This window comes from Streptomyces sp. NPDC101776 (assembly GCF_044766845.1).
Taxonomy (GTDB): Bacteria; Actinomycetota; Actinomycetes; order Streptomycetales; family Streptomycetaceae; genus Streptomyces.
This window is the reverse complement of sequence record NZ_JBIWMV010000035.1, coordinates 1-23,707: the sequence shown is the minus strand read 5'-3', so window position 1 is coordinate 23,707 and position 23,707 is coordinate 1. Positions and strand designations below refer to the sequence as shown.

20 protein-coding genes and 1 pseudogene are annotated in these 23,707 nt (G+C 70.7%); 13 read left to right on the top strand and 8 right to left on the bottom strand.

What is annotated here, in order from left to right; translation table 11 throughout:
- Nucleotide 1: 1 nt before the first annotated feature.
- From ACIRRY_RS49205 to ACIRRY_RS49195, 3 genes are all read left to right on the top strand, one after another.
- Nucleotides 2-2,611, top strand: a complete 2,610-nt coding sequence (locus ACIRRY_RS49205) for a caspase family protein (protein WP_403986830.1) — start codon at nt 2-4, stop codon at nt 2,609-2,611.
- Nucleotides 2,611-3,978 (top strand): extracellular solute-binding protein, encoded by a 1,368-nt coding sequence (locus ACIRRY_RS49200; protein ID WP_403986827.1) that lies wholly within the window; start codon nt 2,611-2,613, stop codon nt 3,976-3,978. The genes ACIRRY_RS49205 and ACIRRY_RS49200 overlap by 1 nt, the downstream gene beginning before the upstream one ends.
- A 624-nt stretch (nt 3,979-4,602) precedes the next feature.
- Nucleotides 4,603-5,082: a hypothetical protein gene (locus tag ACIRRY_RS49195; protein WP_403986824.1), complete on the top strand. Its 480-nt coding sequence runs from the start codon at nt 4,603-4,605 to the stop codon at nt 5,080-5,082.
- A gap of 229 nt (nt 5,083-5,311) precedes the next feature.
- Here ACIRRY_RS49195 and ACIRRY_RS49190 read toward each other — a convergent pair whose 3' ends face one another.
- Complete coding sequence (locus tag ACIRRY_RS49190) at nt 5,312-6,037, bottom strand: HAD-IB family hydrolase (RefSeq protein WP_403986821.1); 726 nt, start codon at nt 6,035-6,037, stop codon at nt 5,312-5,314.
- Between the two features lie 1,055 nt (nt 6,038-7,092).
- Entirely contained in the window at nt 7,093-7,740 is a 648-nt protein-coding gene (locus ACIRRY_RS49185) for a ScbR family autoregulator-binding transcription factor (RefSeq protein WP_403986818.1), read from the bottom strand.
- A gap of 898 nt (nt 7,741-8,638) precedes the next feature.
- Here ACIRRY_RS49185 and ACIRRY_RS49180 point away from each other — a divergent pair.
- Entirely contained in the window at nt 8,639-9,622 is a 984-nt protein-coding gene (locus ACIRRY_RS49180) for a ScbA/BarX family gamma-butyrolactone biosynthesis protein (protein ID WP_403986815.1), read from the top strand.
- A 213-nt stretch (nt 9,623-9,835) separates the two neighbouring features.
- Here ACIRRY_RS49180 and ACIRRY_RS49175 read toward each other — a convergent pair whose 3' ends face one another.
- Nucleotides 9,836-11,041 carry an RNA-guided endonuclease InsQ/TnpB family protein gene (locus ACIRRY_RS49175; RefSeq protein ID WP_403986812.1) on the bottom strand — a complete coding sequence of 402 codons (1,206 nt, stop codon included), beginning with the start codon at nt 11,039-11,041 and terminating at the stop codon, nt 9,836-9,838.
- Between the two features lie 146 nt (nt 11,042-11,187).
- Here ACIRRY_RS49175 and ACIRRY_RS49170 point away from each other — a divergent pair, with 146 nt between their 5' ends.
- Nucleotides 11,188-12,360: an acyl-CoA dehydrogenase family protein gene (locus ACIRRY_RS49170; protein ID WP_403986809.1), complete on the top strand. Its 1,173-nt coding sequence runs from the start codon at nt 11,188-11,190 to the stop codon at nt 12,358-12,360.
- 725 nt (nt 12,361-13,085) lie between these two features.
- Here ACIRRY_RS49170 and ACIRRY_RS49165 read toward each other — a convergent pair.
- Nucleotides 13,086-13,775: a LuxR C-terminal-related transcriptional regulator gene (locus tag ACIRRY_RS49165; protein ID WP_403986806.1), complete on the bottom strand. Its 690-nt coding sequence runs from the start codon at nt 13,773-13,775 to the stop codon at nt 13,086-13,088.
- Between the two features lie 82 nt (nt 13,776-13,857).
- Nucleotides 13,858-14,424: a TetR family transcriptional regulator gene (locus ACIRRY_RS49160; RefSeq protein WP_403986804.1), complete on the bottom strand. Its 567-nt coding sequence runs from the start codon at nt 14,422-14,424 to the stop codon at nt 13,858-13,860.
- A gap of 279 nt (nt 14,425-14,703) precedes the next feature.
- On the opposite strand from ACIRRY_RS49160, the gene ACIRRY_RS49155 reads away from it, so the two are divergent.
- Entirely contained in the window at nt 14,704-15,174 is a 471-nt protein-coding gene (locus ACIRRY_RS49155) for a response regulator transcription factor (RefSeq protein WP_403986801.1), read from the top strand.
- Nucleotides 15,175-15,507: 333 nt separating this feature from the next.
- Complete coding sequence (locus tag ACIRRY_RS49150; protein WP_403986798.1) at nt 15,508-16,314, top strand: alpha/beta fold hydrolase; 807 nt, start codon at nt 15,508-15,510, stop codon at nt 16,312-16,314.
- Between the two features lie 225 nt (nt 16,315-16,539).
- Here the strand turns inward: ACIRRY_RS49150 and ACIRRY_RS49145 are convergent, their stop codons facing one another.
- Nucleotides 16,540-18,015: an MDR family MFS transporter gene (locus tag ACIRRY_RS49145; RefSeq protein ID WP_403986795.1), complete on the bottom strand. Its 1,476-nt coding sequence runs from the start codon at nt 18,013-18,015 to the stop codon at nt 16,540-16,542.
- A 69-nt stretch (nt 18,016-18,084) separates the two neighbouring features.
- Between ACIRRY_RS49145 and ACIRRY_RS49140 the strand changes: the two genes are divergently transcribed.
- From ACIRRY_RS49140 to ACIRRY_RS49130, 3 genes and pseudogenes are all read left to right on the top strand, one after another.
- Entirely contained in the window at nt 18,085-18,759 is a 675-nt protein-coding gene (locus tag ACIRRY_RS49140; RefSeq protein ID WP_403986792.1) for a TetR/AcrR family transcriptional regulator, read from the top strand.
- A gap of 376 nt (nt 18,760-19,135) precedes the next feature.
- Entirely contained in the window at nt 19,136-19,285 is a 150-nt protein-coding gene (locus ACIRRY_RS49135) for a hypothetical protein (RefSeq protein WP_403986789.1), read from the top strand.
- A pseudogene (locus ACIRRY_RS49130) lies at nt 19,282-19,359 on the top strand (cysteine dioxygenase); the annotation flags it as partial. The gene ACIRRY_RS49135 and the pseudogene ACIRRY_RS49130, both read left to right, overlap by 4 nt.
- Before the next feature lie 69 nt (nt 19,360-19,428).
- On the opposite strand, the gene ACIRRY_RS49125 reads toward ACIRRY_RS49130, so the two are convergent.
- On the bottom strand, nt 19,429-20,007 hold the full coding sequence (locus tag ACIRRY_RS49125) for a hypothetical protein (protein WP_403986786.1): 579 nt from the start codon (nt 20,005-20,007) through the stop codon (nt 19,429-19,431).
- Between the two features lie 174 nt (nt 20,008-20,181).
- On the opposite strand from ACIRRY_RS49125, the gene ACIRRY_RS49120 reads away from it, so the two are divergent.
- On the top strand, nt 20,182-20,682 hold the full coding sequence (locus ACIRRY_RS49120; RefSeq protein ID WP_403986919.1) for a GNAT family N-acetyltransferase: 501 nt from the start codon (nt 20,182-20,184) through the stop codon (nt 20,680-20,682).
- Nucleotides 20,683-20,985: 303 nt separating this feature from the next.
- Here the strand turns inward: ACIRRY_RS49120 and ACIRRY_RS49115 are convergent, their stop codons facing one another.
- Nucleotides 20,986-21,345, bottom strand: coding sequence for a winged helix-turn-helix transcriptional regulator (locus ACIRRY_RS49115; protein ID WP_403986783.1), 360 nt, complete (start codon nt 21,343-21,345; stop codon nt 20,986-20,988).
- An 80-nt stretch (nt 21,346-21,425) separates the two neighbouring features.
- Here ACIRRY_RS49115 and ACIRRY_RS49110 point away from each other — a divergent pair, with 80 nt between their 5' ends.
- On the top strand, nt 21,426-22,130 hold the full coding sequence (locus tag ACIRRY_RS49110) for an SDR family oxidoreductase (RefSeq protein ID WP_403986780.1): 705 nt from the start codon (nt 21,426-21,428) through the stop codon (nt 22,128-22,130).
- Nucleotides 22,131-22,270: 140 nt separating this feature from the next.
- Nucleotides 22,271-23,569, top strand: coding sequence for an MFS transporter (locus tag ACIRRY_RS49105; RefSeq protein WP_403986777.1), 1,299 nt, complete (start codon nt 22,271-22,273; stop codon nt 23,567-23,569).
- Nucleotides 23,570-23,707: the final 138 nt, after the last annotated feature.

The following is a 23,707-nucleotide window of genomic DNA, read 5'->3' as shown; positions in this document are numbered from 1 at the left end:
CGTGCCCGCCTTCGACCCGCGTGGAAAGGTGAACCGGGCGCTGCTGGTCGGTGTGTCCGAGTACGACGTCACCGAGCCGCCGCACGGTGTGCCCGGCGATCTTCCGGCCGTCAAGCACAACGTGAACCGGTTGCGGGATGTGCTGACCCAGGGGCGGGTGTTCGGCGAGCACGAGGTCAGGGCGGTCCGGTCGCCGACGCTCGACGAGTTCAACCACGCGCTGCGGACGGCCGTCCAGGAGTCCGAGGGCCTGCTGCTGTTGTACTTCGCCGGTCATGGCGCCATTCCCATGGCGGGCCACGAGTTGTTTCTGCAGATGCGCAACGCGAGCGTGATCGCGGGCGCGCACGCCGTCTTTCCCGGCGCCGAGATGTTCACCACCGTGCTGTCCGTGCTCGCCACCAGCCGGGCCGAGCGGATCGTGGTCGTCCTCGACTGCTGCTTCGCCGGGAACGCGGGCTCGGTCTGGGAGGACTTCCGGGACAAGCGGCGCGTGCTGCTGCTGACGAGCGTGCAGGCCAACCACCGTATCGACGCGGGTGATCCGAGGACACCGACGCCGTTCACCGAGCAGCTGGTACGGCTTCTCGACCGGGACGAGGAGGTGTGGTTCGGGGAACTCTCCCGCGAGTTACGGCAGTTGATGAGCACCGGCAGCCACAGGACCGTGCGCGGTGATCCCTGGGACCCGCGCGGACGGGCGGAGAGCGACGAGGACGTGCTCCTGACAGCACGGAAAGTACCCCCGCCCTCACCTCCGGCACCGCTGCTGGCTCCGCCTCCGGTTCCGCCTTCCCGGCCCCAGCATCCGCTCAGAACACCGGTGTTACGGCGGACCCGGGAAGTGCTCCGCACCTTCCTGCGCACCTGCGCCGCCGCGGTCGTCACCCGGATCGGCCGCCTCCGGTCGGTCTCCGGGACCGCCACCCGTATCACCCTCGTCCTGGCCCTCGCCGCCGCCGGACTCGGTTCCTACGGCATCTACACCCTCGCCGCCGGTTCCCCCTCCTGTGGTCCGCCCCTCGAACTGCGGCTGTTGACCGACCCGGACCTGGAGTCCACCGTGCGCGCGGCGTCCGACGCCTATCTGACGTCGGACGCGAACACCACCGGCGACGGCTGCCGGCGCAGCGGGATCACCGTCTACAGCGCGGGTGCCGCCGCCGCGGTCACCGCGCTGCGCCGGCAGTCCGCGGCCTGGCAGGAACCCCGTGACCCCGACACCGATCCGCAGCGGGACGTCGGTCCGCAGCCGGACATCTGGATTCCCGCCTCGGCCGCCGACACGGGACGGGTCACCGCCCACCCGGACCCGCACTCCGTCGTCACGCTCACCCCGGACTCCGCGCCCTTCGCCTACTCGCCGCTCGTGCTCGCCGTCCCCGAGGGCATCGCCGCCCCCGAGGCCCTGCGTACCGGGCATCAGCTCAGCGAGCTGATCAAGGAGTTGCGCGGCCGGGACTCCGCTGCCGAAGTCGCCCGGCCCGATCCGGAGTTCACCGACGCGGCGCTGCTCGCCACGATGGGCCTGTACCGGGACGTGGCCCAACCGGACACCGCGGAGGGCCTGGTGCGTCAGCCGGGGCCGCCTTCCCCCACCGCCGCCGATCTGCTGTGCACGCTGCCCGACGACGACGTCGTGGACAACCGGACGGCCGCGCTGGTCCCGGAGTTCCTGCTGAAGAGCGGGGTCGGCTGCGACCGTACGACCCGCAGTCGCCGGATCGCCGAGTACCCGGACGACACGTCCGGCATCGAGCCGACGTACGTCCGTGTCGGCTGGCAGGGCGCCACCCGTGACCAGTCGGCGCGGGACGCGGCGGCCGAGGACTTCCACACCTGGCTCACCGGGAACGGGGGACTGGCCGTGTTCGCGGCGGACGGGTTCCGCTCGGCCACCGGTGACCGGGTCCTGCTGGACACCCGCTCGGTCGCCCCCGGGGTGGAGCGGACACCCGGTCCGGTGTCCGGGCCCAACGCGGGGCAGATGGACACCGAGCTCGCCGCCTACCGGGGTGCCAACGGGCCCGGCCGGGTGCTCTTCCTCATCGACGACTCCGGTTCCATGGAAGCCTTCTGGGAGGGGGCGAGCGGCGGACCCGGGCTGCTGAAGCAGTCCCTCGGCGGGCTCGGCGGCCTCGACAGCAACGACGAGTACGGGGTGTGGGGCGTCTCCGGGCTGACCGGCGGGCACTCCTACACCGAGCTGCTCTCCTTCGCCCGGCATCAGCGCGCGGACGCGGAGAGCGCCATCGCACACAAGGCCGACATCCAGGACGCCGAGGCCGATCCGCATGCCGCGCTGCTCGCCGCGCTCGACTACATGGCGCACCGGGGCGCCGACGACGAGCATCCCCGGCTGATCGTGTACGTCACCGACGACGAGGACAACAACCGGCTGACCGGCGCCGGTCTCGACGCCGTACTGAAGAAGGCCCGTTCGGTGAAGGTGCCCGTCGCGATGGTGTCCCTGGTCAGCGGCGGCTGCGACAAGGGCAAGCCGGACGCGCGGGTCTCCGACGCGAGCGGCGGCCGGTGTCTGGACGCCGACGACGACCTCGGCGCGGACCTGCACGACGAGGTCGCGCGCACCGGGACGGGAGACGACTGATGGCTCGACGGCGTTTGTGCGCAACGGTGTTGCTGCCCCTGCTGCTGGTCGCCGGGTGCGGTGGCGGGCAGACTTCACGACAGCCCGCCGACTCCGGCTCCGGGCCCGGCGTGATCGTGGTGGCCAGCGGGCGGGACGTCACCGGCAAGGGCGGGGTCCGCGAGCAGCTCATCGAGGCCTGGAACCGGCAGCAGGGCAAGACGGGTTCGGGCTACCAGGCCCGGCTGGTGGAACTCCCCGGCAACGCCGACGAACAGCGCAGCCAACTGCTCGGCGCCCTCCAGTCCGGCAGCGCCGCCTACGATGTGGTCAACCTCGATGTGACCTGGGTACCGGAGTTCGCCGCCGCCCGCCTCGTCCGCCCGCTGCCCGACGACGAGATCGACGCCGATGTCATCACCTCCGTCGCCGGTACGGCCCGTTGGGGCGGCAAGGTGTACGCGGTGCCCTTCAACAGCGATGTCGGGCTCCTCTACTACCGCCCCGACCTGCTGCAGAAGGCGGGCGTGCGGCAGACGGATCTCAGCAAGGGCATCAGCTGGAAGCAGCTCCAGACCCTGAGCGGCGATGTTGCCAGAGCGCTGCCGAAGGTCGGGGGCTGGACCACACAGCTCGCCGCCTACGAGGGCCGTACGGTCAACGCGATCGAGGCGTTCGCGTCGGCGGTGCCGGACTTCGAGTTGACCGACAACGACGGTCATTACGACGGTTCCGTGGGGGAGTTGACGGCCGGTGTCGCCGAACTCCGCTCCCGCACCGAGACGGCGTACACCCTCCCGGACGCCCTCCACTCCGACGAGGCCGCCTCGCTCAGCGACTTCGCGGACGGAAGGACACAGTTCCTGCGGCAGTGGCCGTACGCCTACGGCTCCTTGTCCCAGTCGTTCTCGACGGCGCAGCTCGGCGTGGCCCCGCTGCCCGGGCGCGCGGTGCTCGGCGGACAGAACCTCGCGGTGACCGAGTCGTCCCCACAGGCCGCGAAAGCGGCCGAGTTGATCCGCTACCTCACCGGCCGCCAGAGCGAACGCTGTCTGCTGGACGCCGGGTTCGCGGCGACCCGGACCTCGGCCTACGACGACGACAGCGTGACCTGCCCGGTCGGCGCCGGTGGCACCCCGTCCGCCTCCCCCACCGGCGAGAGCGCCGGCCGCATGCTCCGCGATGCGGCCGGGCGCCCCGCGTACGCCCGTACGACCCTGCTTCCCGCGCTGCGCAAGGCGGTCCAGCGTCCGCGCACCCCGCTCTACGGCGCGTTCACCCAGACCTTCACCACCCAGCTGGGCCCGCTGTTCGGCGACGACCCGCCGAGCGACGCGGCGCTCGCGAAGACGCTGGACGCGGCGCTGCGGAAGGCACTGCCGGACTGATCACCGCGTGCACTGTCAGTGGGCGTTTGACGTCGATCCACATCGACCTTTTCAGCGGTATGTGCCGCATTCGTCGCCGGTGCACACAGCCTGAAATGCCTGGAAGGCACCTTGGGAAGATTCCAGATATTTCTGAGCCAGACGGAATTCGAGCCGCATGCGCAAACTGAACGGACGCTCCGGTCGCCGCCTCGTAGTACGTGACCCTGTCCGGGGCTCCGGGGCGTGTTTGGAGATGGGGTCGCAGGTCTGGCAGTACCAGGAGCCGTGGCCGGCCCGGTGGGCTTGGGCCCCGCAGTTCGGGCGGTTCACGATCAGCCCTCCCCAGATCGTCGGCGGCTTCGACCGGATCCAGGATGCCGCCCGCGCGCGTGCCCCGAACCGCCCCCCGCGCCCCCGACACCACGGTGGCCCGCGAGGCCCTGCACCGCGTGTTGCGATTCCTGGGCGGCAGGGAAGCGCAGGACGAGAGATGTCCCGGCTGCTTCGGCAGCGGTAGTCAACGCGGTTCCGCTTCGGCGGTGTGCGATCGCCGCGTGAACGAACGTCGGGCCATCGGCGTCTCCGTAACGGCCGGCAAGGACCGACCGCGCGTGAAGCGCCGATCCGTACGAGGAGACGCCGATGGCCCGAGCTCCGCGCTGCCGTGGCCGCACCACGCTGTCGGCCGTCTGTCTGGCCCTCGTGGCCGCCGCAGCCGCCGGCTGCTCCGGGCCGGACATCCGCAGTGGCGCGCCTCCGCTGAAGCTGTGCGGGGTCACGTTCTGGAGCGGCGCCGAGGGGATCGGCGCGGTGTCTTTGAGCAGATCCACCCGGGGCATGCCCGCCGCTCCGGCCGCCTCCCGGCTTCCCGCCCGCGTCGCCCTGCACGACGGCGGTCCGCCGCCCCGCGTCGTGTCCGTCTCCGCCGACTGCTCCCACGGCCGTACGGTCGTCGTCTCTCCCGCCTCCTCCGTACGGGTGCGCACGGTCGCCCGGGACGCCGCCGGCCGCGTTGTTGTGCTCTCCCTCGTCCCGGCGAAGCCCGGCACGTCGGTCGAGGTCCACGTCTACGCCTACGACGGCACGCGCCCGACCGGTCAGGCCGCCACCGCCGTGCCCTGACCGACCGGGGGTGCCCAGTACTCACCGACGCTGAAGCCGTGCGTCTCTCTTCCCACGCCAGATCCCGTCGGCTGAGACGGCGAGTGACATTCACGCCCGCCGGACCACACCAGCTGGATCACTCCAAAGAGTGACCGCACGATCGGGCCCGAGGCTAAGGAACAAGGAACAAGGAACAAGGTCAGGTCGTGCAGCCCCAGCGCGCAGCCCGACTGGTCTGCCCTTGCGGCTACCCTGCCTCCAAGCGCTGGGCCGTGGGCAGCGCGGCCATCAGCTCCTTGCTGGTGCCGACGATCACTGGATGCCCGACCTCCGCCAGCATGGGCAGGTCGGATATGTGATCCCCGTATGCGAAGCAGTCCGCAGGATCGACGCGGGGGTTGTCGCGCAGCAGGGCACGTACCGCCTTGCGTTTGCCCGTCCCGAGCATCGGCCGGCCGACGATCTCTCCGGTCAGCACGCCATCGCGCTCCTCGGGTACGGTGCACAGGACCTGAGCGGCCCCCACGTCGTGCGCGATGGGTCCGAGCACTGCGGGAAAGGCCCCGGAGACCAGCACGACTGCCGCCCCTTCTGCGCGATGCCGCGCGAGTGCGGCACATGTCTCGGGAACGTAGAAGTCGCTGTCCGCTGAGCGCTCCCTGTGCCACTGGATCCCCTCGAGGGTGACGCCAGACGCGGATTCCCCGGCCCAGGACCGGTAGTACGTCCGGCTGGCCGCCTCCCGGCGGACGCCCGCGGCGGCCCGGGCGGCCAGGTCCTCCTGGACAGCCGTAGCCCTCCGGGCCCCCTCGGGACCGTAGCGCCGGGTGAAGTAGAAGGAGAGGAAGTCGAACATGCTCTTGCGGCTGATCAACGTTTCGTCCACATCGCTGAAGACGTAATGGCGAGGAGAGGTGTCCACTGAGCCCACAGACCGTCCTTCGGCAGCGTTGAATCCCTTGGCGTTGCTCAACCCGAGGAGCGTCTTGGAGCAGTTGCCCGCTTCGCGGTGGGAGTGGACACGGTCCCTGGGCGGCCAACGGTTTTCGAAGGCCGTGATCTGCCGGGGCCGTGTCCTGGTCTTGCCGCCCGGACCGGGCGGGGCGCACTACGCCACGGCCTCCAGCGCCTGGGTGATCGCCTTGTCCGCGTTGATCCCGGCATGGTGCAGCAGGTACTGCTCCCCGCCCCCGAGGTCGTAGTGGATGTCCGGCACGCCGATTCGCCTCACAGGCGGGCCCCCGGACCTCTGCCACTTCGCAGACCGCGCCCCCGAGGCATCCCGCGACGCGGGGTCCTCTGTGTCACCACCACCTCTGCGCGGGTGCTCCCGGTCGAGCGGCTTGACCGTGTGCATGCCCAGGTGCCCGGAGCTCACACCCCGTGCGGCGGGTTCGCGCGCAGCCTCGGCACGACCAGGCTGGGACAGTGGGGCCGGTGGCGATGAACGGCACCTGGTGCGGCTCCCATGAACTCGTCGAAGCCGGAGGGGAGGGTGCTCGCAGACCAGCATCGTCCGCGAGGGCCCCGGCCGGGACTTCTGCCTCGAGAAGCGCGGCGAAGGCTGCAGACACGTCCAGGCCGTTATCGCCCTCGCCCGCCGACGAGCCGGCGCGGGGTGGGCGCCGCTGCGTGACGGAAGGATGTCCACCTCCGCCCCACCGGTCATGCAGACGGTTCGGCTTCGGCACGGAGACTCCCCGCTGCTGGGTCGTCGTGGCCTGCGATCAGTAAGTCATGCAGGAGCCGGCGGCCGGGGTCTACGACTTCAGTCGCACGGGGTTCCCCGAGGCGCATGGCCGGCTGCCGGCAGGGAGCACGGGGGAGAAGGGGACGGCGGTGTACGCCGGGCCGGCGGGTGTGTTGTGCGGGTGTGGAGGGGCGGGGATCGCTCGGTGCGCCGCGCCCCCGGCGTTCAAGCGCCGGCTTCGGACGCCTGGGCGCGGCGGGGATCGCTCGGTGCGCCGCGCCCCCGGCGTTCAAGCGCCGGCTTCGGACGCCTGGGCGGTGCGTGGTCGTGGCATCGGGTCAGAGCTGATTGGGGCGCAGGGTGGTTTCCAGCACCTCGTGGATACGCTCCGGGAGATCCTTGCGGTCGTGCAGCACCCACGAGATGTGCTGGACACCGAAGAACGCTGAGGTCAACACGCGGCCAAGAGCTTCCGGAACGCAGTCGGGGCGTAGCTGGCCCGCTCCGTGTGCCTCGGTGAGCACCTCGGTGAGGGTGTTGGTGAACCCGATGTAGGGGAGGGGCAGCGCGGCCTCGATGAACGCTCGCTCCACTTGCAGGCGGGCACCGGCCTGAATGACCTTGTCGTCCCGGAAGGCGGCGGCCGTTCGTGTCAGGATGCTGCGCACGGCCTCCAGCGGGGACCCGCTTCCCTGGCGTGCGGACTCGACCAGTTCCGCGAGCCGCTCGTAGAACTCGTCGGCCAGGGCGAGGGCGACGGCCTCCTTGTTGGCGAAGTGGAAGTAGACGGCGCCCTTGGTCATTTCGGCGAGTTCGGCGATGTCGAGGATGGTGACGCCGGGGAACCCCTTGTCGGCGAATGCCTCGGCGGCGGCGTTCAGCAGCAAGCGACGCGTGCGCAGCGCGCGTTCCTGTTTGAATGCCTGGCCCTTGGCGTTGGCCGTGCGGCTGGATCGCGAACTTGCCGGGACGGAATCGGATGGCACGGACTCTCCTGGTGCTTTGGGCGCTGGTGTGCTGTGTGTACGGCGAGGGGGGCTCGGGACTCCGCTAAACATACCTTTTATCAGGTATGTTTAGCGCCCGGGCTGCCTTGCTGCGGGGGCAGGTGTGCCCGTGGCCATCTGCAAGGGGGCGCGGGTGGGCCAGGATCCGAAGGTGCTTCGGTGGTAGAGCGCCGCCCTGCGCGGGAAGGCTTCGGTCTCCTGTGTGCGGCCGGCGGGGAGCCGGTGGCCCCCGGCCTTGCGTGCCTGTGCCGGCGTGCTGCTGGCGCAGGTCGCGGCCGTGTCCGCCGGGACAGGCGCGCCCCGGATGCCGGGACTCGTGTCGCCCTGCTGAATCTGCGGTCCGTCCCGCAGGCGGGGGCCATGACGGCCTCGCACCCCTCGTCCGCGGGGAAGCTCACCGCAAAGCCGCCCGCGACGCGGATGGTGGCCGGCGTCTTGGGGTGCCGGTCCGCGCAGACCTCGGGCAGGGGCGGTTCCATGGGCGGGGCGAAGGGCGCGCTGCAGGTGAACCCGCACGGCGGTCTGTCCGCGCCGAGGACGGTCGCGGTGCGGTGGCCGGAAACGGGCCAGGGGCCTCGTGGAACTCCTCCGGGTGAACGTTCATGTCCCGTTCCCTCCCGGGCACCTTCGCGGGCGGTTGCCGGACTGTAAGGGGGCGCCTGTGCCGCCCTGCTGCCGGCGTGCCCCTGGAAGGTGGCCGGAAGTGTCCCTCGGGGCCCGGGAAGGGTTCGGAAGCCTTGCAGATACCTTCTGGAAGGTATATTTTTTGGCCGCGCGACGAATGTCGGCCCGAGAGGGCGTCAGGTGTGACCACAAACTGGGGGAAATCATGCGTCACGCAACGTCCGGGCGGGAGCCTGTCGATCTACTGACTCCCGTGACCGCGTCCATCCGGCAGCAACTCGCCTTCGTCCGGCCCATCCCGCGTCACCTGGTTCACCGGGCATCGGTGGCGGAGGTCTATCTCACCGATGCCGTCGCCGAGGGGCAGGACCGTTTCCTGGTCGCCGCCCAATGGCCGCGCGACCACGCGCTGTACTACCCGGACGGCAACGGTTGCGTGGACCCGCTGCTGTTTGTCGAAACGATTCGGCAAGCGTTGGTGTATCTGGCGCACCAGTACTACGAGGTGCCGCTGACGCACCGGTTCGTCGGCCGCGACATGGACTTCGAGATCACCGACCCCGACCTGCTGAAGGTCGGTGCGACGCCGCTGCCCGTCGTCCTCGAGGTGGCTTGGGCCTGGACCGGCCACCGGCCGCCGCAGCGCTACGGAATGCGCATCGAGGCCGTTCTCACCGTCGGCGACGTGCCGTGCGCGCGGGGCAGTCTCCGGGTGGTCGCGGTGGACGAGAAGCGTTACGGGCTTCTCCGGCGGCGTGGAGGCCTGCCGGCCGGGCCGGGCCGGGCGGCGGACCGGGCAGCGCAGGCCGAGCGGCTTCCCGCCCACCAGGTGGGGCGGCTGCGGGCCAAGGACAGTGTCCTGAAGTCGGCCGGACGGCCAGGGGAGTGGGACCTGGAACTCGACCTGGGCCACGCCATCCTCTTCGACCACCCCACCGATCACGTACCGCTCATGGTGCTGCTGGAGGGCTTCCGCCAGCTGGGATACCTGCAGACCACCGAAGGGGACGCCGCTGTCCCGCACACGCTGACCGGGGCGTCCATGGACTGCCTGGCCTTCGCGGAACTCGATGCGCCCATCCGGTTGGTGATGACGCAACACCGCCTGCCGGCGGACGCCGGGAGCCCGGCACTGCTGCGTGTCGAGGCGGTTCAGTCCGGTGTGCTGCTGTCGACCGTGTCGATGTCCTGGGCCGCCGGCAGCAGGGCGCCGGCGGCCGCTCCCGGGCTCGTCTGACGTACCCGCATTCCGGCGGGCGCCCAGCGCTGTCGTACCGCACGGGGCACCCGGCGCCTGCATGTGCCCACAGGGCCGCGGCCCTGTTTTCCCCGGTTCGCAACGGCATGCCCAGGCCTGCCGGACTCACGTCCTTGTCAGCGGCGTGAGGTATCCGTGATACCTGAGGAGTCATCGTCTTGACTTCCTCCTCCTCGTGAACGAGGGGGATTCCTACGGCTCGCGCCGTGGGGGTTTCTGCTTCACCGCCGACTGCCCCGTCCGGGAGGACTCCCGTTGAGGTCTTACACCGGCTCCACAGACAGATGCCGCCAGCCCGGCGGCCAGAAGGTTCTTCGCCGCGTTCACGTCCCGGTCATGGACCGCACCACACGGCGCGCACGTCCACTCGCGGACGTTGAGCGGCAGCTTCCCGCGGATCGTGCCGCAGGCACTGCACAGTTTCGAGCTGGGGAACCAGCGGTCCACGACCACCAGCTCCCGCTCGTACCACGCGGTTTTGTACTCCAGCATCGTCCGCAGGTCGCTCCACGCCGCGTCGGAGATGGCGCGGGCGAGCTTGTGGTTTTTGACCATGGTGCGGACGGTGAGGTCCTCGATCACGACCGTTTGGTTCTCACGGACGAGACGGGTGGTCAGCTTGTGGAGGAAGTCCCGGCGCCGGTCGGCGATCCGGGCATGGACACGGGCGACCCTACGGCGGGCCCCGGCCCGGTTGGCTCCGTCGCCCCTGGCCTTGCGGGACAGTTCCCGCTGAGCCCGGGCGAGGCGGGCCCGGTCTGTGCGCTCGTGTTTCGGGTTGGTGATCTTCTCCCCGGTGGACAGTGTCGCCAGGGACGTGATCCCCAGATCGATACCGACCGCGTTCGTGGTGGCCGGGGCCGGGGTGACCGCGTCGTCGCAGAGCATCGACACGAACCAGCGTCCGGCCGCGTCCTGGGACACAGTGACCGTGGACGGCGTGACACCCTCCGGGAGCGGCCTCGACCACACGATGTCCAGCGGCCCGGCCATCCTGGCAAGGGTCAGCCCGCCTTCACGGAAGCGGAAACCGCTGGTGGTGTACTCCGCGCTCCTGCGGGACTTCTTCCGCGACTTGAAGCGCGGATACTTCGCCCGCTTGCCGAAGAAGTGGGTGAACGCCACCTGCAGGTGCCGCAAAGCCTGCTGGAGCGGAACCGACGACACCTCGTTCAGGTAGGCCAGTTCCTCGGTCTTCTTCCACGCCGTCAGCAGCGCGGAGGTCTGGTTGTAGTTGACCCGTTCCTGCCGCGTCCATGCCTGGGTACGGGCGTCGAGGGCCATGTTGTAGACCTTCCGCACGCATCCGAAGGTGCGCGACAGCTCCGCCGCCTGAGCATCCGTCGGACAGAAACGGTACTTGAACGCCCGCTTCACGTGCTTCGTGACCACGCTCACAAACTAGGGCCACTACTGGTCACGTCCAAATCTGCACGTCAGAGCACCGCGATCCGCCCTGGCGGCGAATCCCAGCCCCCTGCCCTGCTCCGCAGGAGTCCGATTCCTCCCCGGCCCGAAGGCCGGCGTTTCCCCGGAGGTATCCGATGACCGCTGTCGACGGGCCCGTCCTGGAGGCCTCTGCCAGGTCCGCGCCCGGATCCCGCTCCGAGGCGGGGCGCGAGCTGGCGGCCCGCGCCGCACAGGCGGCGGGCGTGGCCGCCCGCCATGCCGCGCGGGCCGACCGGGACCGCGGTCTGCATCCCGAGGTGGTGCGCGCGGCCTGTGAGGCGGGCTTCCCCCGGCACTTCGTGCCCAGCCGCTGGGGCGGAGCGCAGGGCACGTTCAGCGAACTGCAGCCCGCGGTCGCCGCACTGGGCGAGGCGTGCGCCTCCGCCGCCTGGTGCGCGGCGCTGTGGGCCGCGCACGGCCGCTTTGCCGCCTGTCTGCCCCCGGCCGGCCAGCGTGAGCTGTGGGGAACGAGTCCCGACGTCCGCATTGCGGCCGGTGTGATGCCGCCGGCCGGTTCCGCCGAGCCGGCGGCCGGCGGCTGGCGGCTGCAGGGCGAATGGGAGTGCGTCAGCGGCGCGGAGTCGGCCCACTGGCTGCTGCTCGCGGCCCGGGACACCTCCGGCGCCGAGCGTCCCGCACGTGTCTTCCTGGTACCACGAGAGCAGGTAGCCGTCCGCGATGTGTGGCACAGCACGGGCCTGCGCGGGACCGGCAGCAACACGGTCGTCGTCGCCCCGGTCACCGTGCCCGGCCACCGCACCTTTCCCTTCACGAGCCTGCTGTACGGGATGCCCGGGCCCGGGCGGGCCCGCTGCCACACCGTGCCCGCCCACATGGGGGGAGGCCTGCTCTTTGCCGCGCCTGTGCTGGGTTGCGCACGCCATGCCCTCAAGGCCTGGTCGGTGTGGGCGTGCCTGCCTGCCGGCGCCGCTGCTCCCGCCCGTGCGCAGGCATCCGTACGGGAGACGTTGGCCCGCTCGTCGGCGGAGATCGACGCCGCCGCGCTGTTGCTGGAGCGGGCGGCGTGGCGGGCCGACACCGCCGCCGTCTGCGCGGACGTCGTCACCCGGAACCGGCGTGACGCCGCATTCGCCGCCGACCTGCTGGTGTCGGCCGTGGAGCGCCTCTTCCGTACGGGCGGTCGGCATGCCCGGAGCGACAGCGGTTCCCTGCAGCGGTGCTGGCGCGACGTGCACACTGCCGCGGCGCACGGAGTCCTGCGCATGGAGACGGCGGCTGACGCCTACGCGTCGGCGGTCTGCGCCTGACCTGTCACCGTCTGGAGGCGCCGCCGCCCGGCGGCGCCTCATCGGTTTCCCGGCCGGGCGCAGCGGGCTTCTGCCGCCGCCGCTGTCCCTGGGGCTCTGGCGCGACTTCCCCGGACGAGGACCGGCAGGCCGCCGAGGTGCCCGTCGGCAGCGGTGTCCCCCTGACGCTCCACCAGCACCGCTGCTCGGTGTTCGACCGGATGCCCGAGCAGGGGCTTTTCACCGAACCAAACCGGCCCGGCCCGGCATCGGCGGCACGGCGTTCTCCCCGCTCGCGCAGGGCCTGCTCGCCGATCGGTACCGCGGCGCCACCGTGGTATCGGACAGCCGAGCCGCGACCAGCATGTTCCCGTCCGCCGCCGACATCGTCGACGCGTGTGTTCAGCGGGCCGGGCGCTCGACTCGGTCGCGGGCGAACGTGGCCAGGGCCTCGTGCCGCTCGCCCCGAGCCGGGTGCTGCGCCGGCCGGAAGCCACCTCGGCGGTCATCGGGGCCGGCGGTGTTCCCCGGCTGAAGGCCGACAGGGCAGCGTTGGACGCCCGGCCGCTGACCGCAGAGGCACTGGCCGCCATCGACGCGTACACAGTGCGCGGCACCGGCGACTGGCCTTTCCCGCAGCCGTGCGTCGGCCCGGCTTGTGTGGTGCGCCGCCTTCGTGCTGTCGTGCACGGTCTTCCTGGTGCCCTACCGGCAGGCGTCCGAGACCTCGGCCGGCACGGCTCTCCTCAGGTCGCCACGCGCAGCTGGACTGCGCCGCGGGTGTCGCCGGGGTGGATGAACCGCATGGAGGCGGCCTTGTTGACGGCGTCCAGGCGGCTGACCGCGTCGAGTTTTTCGAAGATGTTGCTGAGATGCCGCTTGACGGTGCCCTCCGCGATACCGAGCCGGACAGCGATCTGACGATTGCTCAGGGCCGCCGCCGCGTGGGTGAGGACCTCCACCTCGCGTGCTGACAGCTCCGGCTCGCAGGACGGATCGGTGCCGACCGCGTGCAGGGGGCCCCGGCGCAGCGGCAGCGTCACCGTCTGGTGCGCGCGGCTCTCCCGCTGTGCGCGCACGGCGTCGATGAGGACGCCGTAGCCGATGCTCTTGTGCAGGTAGCCGTGGATGCCCAGGTCCAGCAGGGACTGCACCATGCGCGGCTGGTCCAGCATGGACAGCACGAGTACATGGCAGGCCGGTACGCCGTGCAGGAGGCGGTTGACGAGGGCCTCCCGGTTGTCGGCGGGGGCCATGTGGACGTCGAGGACTACGAGGTCGGGACGGGTCTGGGCGACCAGGGGGAGTAGTTCTGCCGCATGGCCCGTCTGGCCCACGACCTCGACGCCGGGCTCCGTGTCCAGCAGCGCGCACAGGGACTCGCGCAGCAGGCTCTGCTCGTCCGCGATCACAACACGTATGGATGCATGGGGCATGGCGGGCGGTACTCCTGTTTCCCGGGTCGAGTGAGTGTCGGCGCGCCCGGGTGGACGCGGCCAGAACCGAGGTGACGGTCTGTCATTTGGCGTTGAGGAGCTTGAGGGCGATGTCCGTGACTTCCTGTACGTCACAGGGGCGGGGGTGCAGCTCTTCGGGGGTGACCGCGCCGGCGCCGACGCAGACGAGCGTCAGGAGACACCCGGCGATGAGGCGCGGCGGGTGGTCCGCGGCGACCGCTCCTCCTTCCTGGGCGGCTCGCACGGTCTCGCTGGTGTGCTGGAGCAGGTCGGACAGGACCGTGGGCGGGTGCGCGGCGGGGTGTGACACCTGTAGCCGGAGTGCCGCGCGCAGCCGGATGTCCGACTGCAGTCGTGTGCCGAACTCGCTGACGAGCCGGCGCAGCGTGTCCACCGGGTCCGGTGCTCGGCTGTCGGGGCGGAGTGCGGACAGTGCCAGGGCGCCGTATGCCTCGAGCGCGGCCGCCACTGCCTGCTTGGAGGTGAAGTGCCCGTACACCGCGCCTTTGGTCATGCCGACCCGGTCGGCCACCGCCTGCAGTGTCGCGCCTTCGTGGCCGTGCGTCGCGAACTCCTCGGCGGCGGCGTCCAGGATGCGTTCGCGGGTCCGCTGGGCCCTGTCCTGCATCGCGCCTCCTCCTAAAAAAACCTTCACGAACGAATCATACTGAGGGGGGCGTGCCATCGCAACGACGACGCGGGGCCGGATGTGCCTTTGAGCGCGGTGGCGTGTGACGGAAGTCGTAGCAGCGCCGACCCGGGCGGTTTTGCGACCTAGGTTCCTGGCGCAAGGGCTTCACACCGTCACGCCGCCGCCCCGACAGCCTGCTGACACAGCGTCACCACTCGTTGCCGGCAACAGCTCTTTTTCTCATGTCCTTTGGGAGAAGCAAGGAGGAGGCAAGACGTGGAAGAAGTACCAGCCGCGAAACTCACCTGCCGGGAGCTGGACGTACTGCGCCTGCTGGCCTGGGGGTTGAGCAACCGGCTCCTTGCCCGCAGGCTCGGCATATCCGAGAAGACCGTGAAGAACCATCTCGGCAGCATCTACTTCAAGATCGGCGCCACCGACCGTACCCAGGCCGCCCTCTACGCCCAGCACGTCGGCCTGACCGACGCCGGGGAAGCGGCTCCGTCCGCCGCGGTGCCCGTTCCCGGGAAAGACGCGCCGCCCGCCGGCCCCGCCCTCACCGCACGCGAGCGGGGCGTACTGCGCCTGCTGGCCTGGGGGTTGAGCAACCGGCTCATCGCCCGCAGGCTCGGCATATCCGAGAAGACCGTGAAGAACCATCTCGGCAGCATCTACTTCAAGATCGGCGCCACCGGCCGCACTCAGGCCGCCCTCTACGCCCAACACGTCGACCTCCTCGCTTCCTGAGCGGCCCGCAGGGGGGATCTTCCTCCGAGGGCATCCCTCCCGGACGGGGGAGCCGGAGCACGGCCGTCGGGAGAGGACTCCCACTCCGGCCCGGCGCGCCCGCTCTCCCGCGGCCGCCCGTCGGCCGCGGACCGGTCCGGCGACGCGGACTCCCCGGCGGCGGGCCGGACCTTCTTGTCGACGAACTCGTGGACGGTGCCGGCGATCGTTGGGTCCTCGTCGGGCAGAACACCGAGAGCGCTCCTGCCGTCCTGCTGCCCGGGCTACCGTCAGGAGGACTCATATGACACCACGCGCCGCCCACGCGCCCGCGCGCCCGTCCGAAGGACATCGATGACCGAACGCGACCGGCCGGCTCCGGTCTTCGCCCGCGCCCAGGACGGCACCGCCCTGGCCTACCAGCACCATGGGGAGGGGCCACCGCTGGTGCTGCTCGCCGGGCAGGCGAACGACCACCACTGGTGGGACGGCGTGCGCGAGGACTTCCACACCGTGCGCTCCACCGTCACCCTGGACCTGCGCGGCACGGGCGACAGCGACAAGCCCGAGGGGCCGTACTCCATCCGGCAGTTCGCGGACGATGTCGTCGCGGTCCTGGACGCGCTCGGTATCGCGCGCGCCGACGTGTACGGCACCTCGATGGGCGGCCGGGTCGCGCAGGCGCTCGCGATCCGCCACCCGGAGCGGGTCCGCCGACTGGTCCTGGGCTGCACCTCTCCGGGCGGTCCGCACGCCGTGGAACGCGACGCGTCGGTACGGCGGTCCCTCGCACAGCCGGACGCGGAGGCTGTACGGCGGGTGCTGGCCGACCTGATGTACTCGCCCGTCTGGCGGGCCGCGCACCCCGGCCCCTACCGCACCCTCGGCGACCCGCGGATGCCGGCCCACGCGCGCCGCGGTCATCTCATCGCCAGCAACGGGCACGATGCCTGGAGCGAACTGCCGCGTGTTGCGGCACCCACCCTGATCCTCCACGGCGACCAGGACCGGCTGACCCCGCCGGACAACCTCCCGCTGCTCGCCTCCCGTATCCCCGGTGCCCGCACCCACCTCTTCCCGGGCGCCCGGCACGCCTACTTCGAGGAGTGCCGGGACGAGGCGGGGAAGCTGGTGCGGAGGTTCCTCGTCGAGGAGGGATGACGGTGAGCGGCGGTTCCCCGCTCCGTCGATCGGCGCGCATGCCGAGGCCGGGCCGTGCTCCGATGCGGGCCGCGTGGAAGACGCAGTCGACGGCAGCGGTGGAGAATGAGGAGCCTGGCGAGACCGCCGGCGGGGAATGTCAGGGGCCTGCGCCCCTGCCCGGCGGCGGGTCGGGCAGGGGCGGGGGACGGGGCCGGCGCGTTTCGCGCACGGCCCCTCGTGCGTCTACTGCGCCGGGGCGGCGGGCTCTGCCTGCTTCTCGGGCCTTGCGGGTTCCGGTGCGGCAGCGGTGTGCTTGCGTGACGGGACGAGGAAGGCCAGGACGAGCGGGGCGGCGCTCAGCGCGAAGATCCACCAGAACGTTCCGGAGAACGCGGCGAGTGCGTCGGCCGCGGTCGTCGCACCGTCGAGCCGGTTCTGCAGGATCACGGCGATGATCGCGACGCCGAAGGGCGCGCCCACGCGCTGTACGACGCTGAACGCCGCGCTGGCCCGGGGGGTCTCGTCGTGGCTGAGGTTGGCCAGTGCGAGGGTCGTGACCGGGAAGGTGGTGGCGGCGAAGCCGAGCCCCTGGGCGAACTGCCCGGCCAGCAGCAGTGCGGTTCCGCCGTGGGCGTCCGCCAGGGCGAACGGCACTGTCCCGATCATGGTGATCGCCATGCCGGCGGCGATGACGAAGCGGCTGTCGAGCCGTGCCGCAAGGTTGCGCAGGGCCACGACGAAGAACATCGTGCCGAGTCCCTGCGTGATGAGCAGCAGGCCCGTGTGCAGCACCGTCTCGCCGCGGACCTGCTGGTAGAAGAGGGGGAGCAGGAATGACAGGGCGTAGGTGGAGAACCCGCTCGCGAAGGTGATGACGCTGCTCAGGCCGAAGCTGCGGCGCGCGAAGAGGCGCACGTCGATGAGGGCGGGACGGCGAGCCCGCAGCGAGTGGAGGGTGAAGGCCGCGAGCAGGACGGCGCCGGTGACGAGGGGGAGCCAGGCGCCGGCGGCCGCGAAGCCGTCCTTTCCGGACGTCTCGCCGATGCCGTAAGCGACGGCGACGACGCCCGGGGTGAGCAGGAGGAAGCCGGGGATGTCGAGCCGGTGGCCGCGCTGTCCGGCGGTGGCGGGCAGCAGGGAGCGGCCGAGTATGAGTGCGGCGAGGCAGACCGGCACGTTCACGAGGAACAGCCAGTGCCAGCTCAGCGACTGCACGATGGCGCCGCCGAGCACCGATCCGAGGATCGGGCCGAGCAGGCCGGGAAGCGCGACCGCGGCGGTGGCCTTGTGGATGCGTTCCGGGCCGGCGGCCCGCGTGACGATGGAGAGCGTGATCGGCATCACCATGCCGCCGCCGATTCCCTGGAGCACCCGGAAGGCGATGAGGGCGGGCAGCGAACCCGCGAGGCCGCACAGGAGCGAGCCGGCGAGGAAGGCGCCGACGGCGGACATCCAGGCGTTGCGCGCCCCGAACCGTTCGGACAGCCACCCGCTCACCGGGATCACCGACACGAAGGCCAGCAGGTAGCCCGTGGAGACCCACTGTGTCTGGGCGACCGAGGCGTCGAACACGGTACGCAGATGGTCGAGAGCGATGTTGACGATCGTGGTGTCCAGGAGCGTGATGAACACCCCGAGGGCCAGGACGAGGCTGATCAGGTTCAGCCGGCGATCGGGCACGGGTGTCGCGGCCTGCGAGGCCGTAGCTGGTGAAGTCATAACGAGCACACTACACCGTGCAGTGTAGTAGTGGACTGTACGGTGTAGTGTGGCTCTCCGGAGGTACGGATGAGCACTGCCGGTACGGAGAAGACGGTGCGCGAGGGGTCCACGGAGAAGCGGACGGCGATCCTCGCCGCCGCACGGGACCTGTTCGTGCGCCAAGGAGTGGACCGCGTCAGCATGGACGCCGTCGCGGCCCGGGCCGGAGTGTCCAAGCGCACGGTGTACGACTACTTCGGCGACAAACGACGGCTCTTCCTGGCCATCCTCTCCGCCGCCTCCGAGTCGATGCTGGCCACGAGCCGCCGGGCGCTCGACGAACACCTCCCCGCGGACGCGCGGATCACGACGGTGCCGCAACTGGAGCAGGCATTCACGGCGTTGGCGATCGACCTCGGCGCGTCGATCGTCGGCTCCACCGACTACGCCGCCGCCTTCGCCCTCGTCGCCCAGCAGCGCCTGCAGACGCCGACGACCCAGGACGACCTCGCGACGGACGCCGTGTCGCAGGAGCTGACGGAACGCATCGCCCACTTCGTCGACGCCGGCCTCCTGGACACGGACAACCCGCGCCTGGCCGCCGACCACTTCAGCGCCCTGACCATCCTGCTGGCCTACGAACGCCAACCGGTTCCCGCCACCGTCGACCCGGAGAAGGTCCGCCAGATCATGGTCGACGGAGTCCACGCGTTCATCCGCGCGTACGCCACTCGCGAGGAATCGGCCCCCGCACCCGGGTAGCGCCGCAGCCGGGAACGCGCTGGGTGATGGAGGTGCTCATCAATCGACCGTCTCCCGTGACCTGCCCAGGTGCGGCGACAAGGGCTGCGAGCTCCGCGTCGACGCCCTGCTCGGCGGCGCGGAGGGCCGGGGCTTCGGCCAGAGGATGAAGGGCCTGGATATCGGACGACCGCAGGGTGCGGCCCGCGCGCCGGGTATCGGCAGGGCGGCCCTGGACTGCGAAGCCGTTGTCCTACCGGATGCGATCGTTGAGTTTCCGCCGGCCATGCACGGGTTCGTCGTTTCGGCGGGCTGCGCGACTTGGGCGTCGTCCCGAACAGTAATGAACACGATGGAAGCCTCCAGCCTGATGCGTGCCCGGTGCTGTGCCCACCTCATGTCCTTTGACGACGGTCCGTTCACAGTCCTCGCCCACACCGCCTCCGTCACCGCGGGCCTCCCGGCCGAGGTCCGGGGCCCGGAGTCCGCGACAGCCGCCAAACCCACTGCGGTCCGGCTGTCGGCGACCAGGGCGGTCGGTGCGTGAGTGACAGCGACCCCCAGATCGCCGGTGACATCCTTGAGGTCCCGCACCTCATGCAGCCTCCGCGGGAGCATCCGGTGTGGAAGGTCACGTAATTCCCCACCAGCGGCGTCAGCTTCCCCGCCCGCATGTTCGAACACCATGTCTCAGGTCTCGGGGACCCATTCCACGGGAGGAGGCATGCGGCTGTAGTGGGGTCCCCTGATGCCGTACTGGGCGAGGTGCAGGATTTCGCCGCCGACCTGGAGTTCTGCTGGCGGCGGGTTGGGGACCCTGATCTGCGGGTGACGCCGGCCGTCGATGACGATCCTCTCCCGGAGGTCGTTCCGGCCGTCCGCCCAGCTCTGGGCCCGCTCACGAGTCCACGGGTTCTGGAGGGTGCGCGGGGCGGCGGGGTCGTGGCCGTAGCCGTTGAGGCTGCGGACGAGACCTTCGCTGTAGACACCCTTGACCCGGAAGTTCTCCAGGTCGTCCGCGCGTACGACCATGTTGACGTACCGGCGGCCGTTGCCCCTGTGCCGTCCGACCGCGCGCCAGCGGCCCGGGCCGGGGTCCCAGATCGTGGGCGGGATCCACAGCAGGGCGCCTACCGGGAAGTGCTTCGTGCCGCGCTGGATGTCGAGGCCGTCCTCGCCGTGCGTGGTTTCCTGCGCCACGTTGGCCACCAGGCACCACCCCAACAGTCCGTCCGGTGCTTCTTCTTCGGTAGGTTCCTTGTCCGCCACACCGGGAATCTTCACGCACGAGACGGGGCACGAACCAGCTTTTATCAGCTGAGCCGACCGGATCAAACCACATGCGGATCACCAGTCGCAGGAGAAACCCGCCTCGTTCGAACGTGCGGGCGGGGAGGCTGACGCCGCTGGTGGGGAATTACGTGACCGCCGACAGGGCTCGTCCTGCGTGACTGGACGGAAGCAGACCTGGCCGCGATGCCGGATTTGTTCGATCATCCCGACATCGCGCACTGGACGCCGATGGTCTCACCCTTCGACGAAGCGGCCGCTCGCGCACGGCTGGACCAGGACCGGCAGATGCGGGCGGATGGCACGACCATCCCGCTCGCCATCACCGTTGACGGCTGCGTGCCGCTCGGCGAGGTGATGCTGCGGCGCGCTCCAGAGGGCACAGAGATTGGCTACGCGGTCGGCCCGGCGTACCGCGGCCAGGGGCTGGCCGCGCGGGCGGTGCGGGTGATGGCCGCATATGCCTTCGGGCAACTGGGCGTGGAACAGGTGATCTTGGAGTTGGAGGCCGAAAATGCTGCCAGTGTCGCCGTGGCCACCAAGGCGGGCTTCGGCCGGCTGGACGTGCCGCTGATCGAGGGAGAGGAGAAGGGACGGCCCTATGCCCTGCAGACGTGGGGCCTGCGGCCAACATCGTCAGGCTGTTCAGAGTGACTATCCGCCGCTGGCGAGGGGCGTCCGGTCTTGTTCGGGAGGGCGAGGTGGAGACCCCTGAGCAACGTGCTGGCGGCGGACTTCTCCACAACGGTGCGGCACCGCACGGTCCACAGCGAGAGTGGTGAGGGCCGTGGACTCCTGGCGTGAGCTTCCCCCAGTGCGCAGTTGACCAGGTATGCGGGAAAAACGGGGGTACCGCGCGGGAAACGATCTTCAGATGCCCCGGCGTATCCCCTGACCAGCGAGTTCCGTCGGTGCCCCCGGAATAGGAACGGTGCATGTCGGCAGTCGACTCCTGGGTCAGGGAATCGGCTGGCGGCATCGGGCCGCCTCGATGTCCGGGACATGCTCCTCGGCCCAGAGCCGTACGGCGCGGAGCGGGATGAGCAGCGAGCGGCCCAGCGGTGTCAGGGTGTACTCGACGCGGGGCGGGTTCTCGGCGTACGCGTGGCGGCTGATCAGACCGTCGGCTTCCAGGGAGCGCAGAGTCTCGGTGAGGGTCTTCGGGGTGATGCCCCGGATGTGCCCCTTCAGTTCGCTGAAGCGACGAGGTCCCTCGTCGAGGGCGTTGACGACGAACACGGTCCAGCGGGCGCCGATACGGTGCAGCACCGTGCGGCTCGGACAGGTCGCTGCCATCACGTTGTACGCCTTGCCCATCGCTGCTCCCAGTTTCGTTGAAGATACCGGTATCAAAACCATACCGTGGTGCTCGATCCTATGAAAGGGAGTCGGGAAACATGGAACGGATCCTGGTCATCGGCGGTGCACGGGCGCTCGGCGCGGCCGTCGCGAGGCGTGCGGCGAAGGACGGGTACGAGGTTGTTGTCGGTGCCCGCGAGCTGGCTGCGGCCGACGCGCTGGCGCGCGAGATCGGCGCCACAGCGGTGCGGGTCGATCTGCAGGACGAGTCGACGCTCGCAGCCGCGGCAGAACGGCTGAAGGACGGAATCGACCACATCGTGACGACCGGTTCGGCGCCGCACGACGTTCGCGCGAGCGAGCTGGATCGCGACAAGCTGCTGGCCGCGTTCACGGCGAAGGTGGTCGGCCCGATGCTGGTGGCCAAGCACTTCGCGTCGATCCTGCGGCCGACCGGGTCGATGGTGCTGTTCTCCGGTGTGGTCGGCTGGCGCCCTGGGCCGGGATCACTCGTCAAGGGCGTCACGAACGGTGCGGTCGAGTACGCCGCGCGCCACCTGGCGGCGGATCTGGCGCCGGTACGGGTCAATGCCGTCTCGCCCGGTGTCGTGGACTCGGGCGCATGGGATCGCCTTGGCGACAACAAGGCCGCCTTGTTGAGCAAGAGCGCGGCCCGGACCTTCGTAGGACGCCACGGCGAGGCCGACGACGTCGTCGACACAGTGATGTGGCTCCTGCGCGCGGGCTTTGTCTCCGGCGAGACGATCCACATCGAGGGCGGCGCCCGCCACAAGTCCGCCTGACCGGCAACGGCGTCCGTCAAGCCGTGCGAGGCAGCGCTCGCGACCTCGGAAGCACTCGGCAGCCAGGCGGCGACGGACGGCGTTCTCGGCATGAGGACACCCGAGCACATGTCATCACCCAGAGTCGGAGGGAGAGCCAGTTGGACACCAGGAGCCGGCGCCGGCAAAGCGAACCAACCGAGACGGCGGCAGGGAAGGGGGGCACCGAAGGAGGGTTACTGTCCTGGCTGGCGGCCCGTGGCCTCATACCCGAGACGAGCCCCAAACGCGCCTTCGCCACCGCGACCTTCATCAATCAGATCGGCAAGGGCCTCTTCATTTCCGGGGCCGCGTTGTTCTTCACCCGCTCCGTAGGCCTCCCGGTCTCCCATGTCGGATTCGCCCTGGGCGCCGCAGCCCTGATCGGACTCGCCGCAGGCATCCCCGTGGGCCACCTGGCCGACCGGCGCGGCCCGCGCGAGGTCTTCCGGCTCGCGATCGTCGTGCAGGCCCTCGCCGTGGCGGCACTGGTGTTCGTGCGCTCCGTCCCGTCGCTGATCGCGGTCCTGTGCGTGGCCGAGCTCGCCACCGCGGCCGGCCAGGCCGCCCGCGGCCCGCTGACCCGCTCCCTGGGTGCCCCGAACCCCACCCGGTACCGCTCCTACCTGCGCGCCCTCAACAACATCGCCGTCGGCTGCGGAGCCCTCGCGGCCGGCGTCGCCGTCCAGCTGGACACCAGGACCGCGTACGTGAGCCTCATCCTCGGCACCGCCGTCGCGTTCCTCGTCTCCGCGGCCTTCACCTCCCGCGTCCCGCCCGTGTTGCCGGTCAACGCCCCGGCGGAGGGAGGCCGTTGGCTGGCGCTGAAGGACAAGCCGTACGTGGTGCTCACCGTCCTGGACGGCATCATGTCCATCCAGACCCAGGTGCTGATCTTCGCCCTGCCGCTGTGGATCATCGGGCACACCGAGGCGCCGCGATGGTTCGTCGGCGCCAGCGTGGCGGTCAACACCGCCCTCGTGGTCTGCCTGCAGGTGCGGGTCAGCCGCGGCGTCGACAACAACGCGGCGGCCGGCCGGACAGCGCGCCGCGCGGGGGCGGCGTTCCTCCTCGCCACCGCTCTCATCGCGGCGGCGGGCGGTGCGCCCGGATGGATCGCCGTGGTCGTCGTCGTGCTCGGCGTGGTCGTCCACACCGTGGGCGAACTGTGGCACAGCGCCGCCTCGTTCGAACTGTCCTTCGGTCTCGCCCCGGAATACGCACAGGGCCAGTACTCGGGCCTGTTCGCCATCGGCCAGGGGCTGTCCAACGCGATCGGCCCGCCGCTGCTCGGCCTGGTCTGCATCGGCTGGGGCGAACCGGGCTGGCTCGCCATGGGAGTCCTCTTCCTGGCCACCGGCCAGGTCATCCCGCTCGTCGTGAACTGGTCCGACCGCCTGCGTGCGCACAATCCGGGCTAGGCGGGCGGGTGTTCCTCCTGCATGCATCGTGACGGGCAACGGCGTCCATCCCTTGTTCTTCGCAGGGAATCCCGGCCTTCAGGCCGGGCGGGAATGCGATCCTCGGCCCGGAGGCGCGCAGCGCCGGAGTTCTCTGCG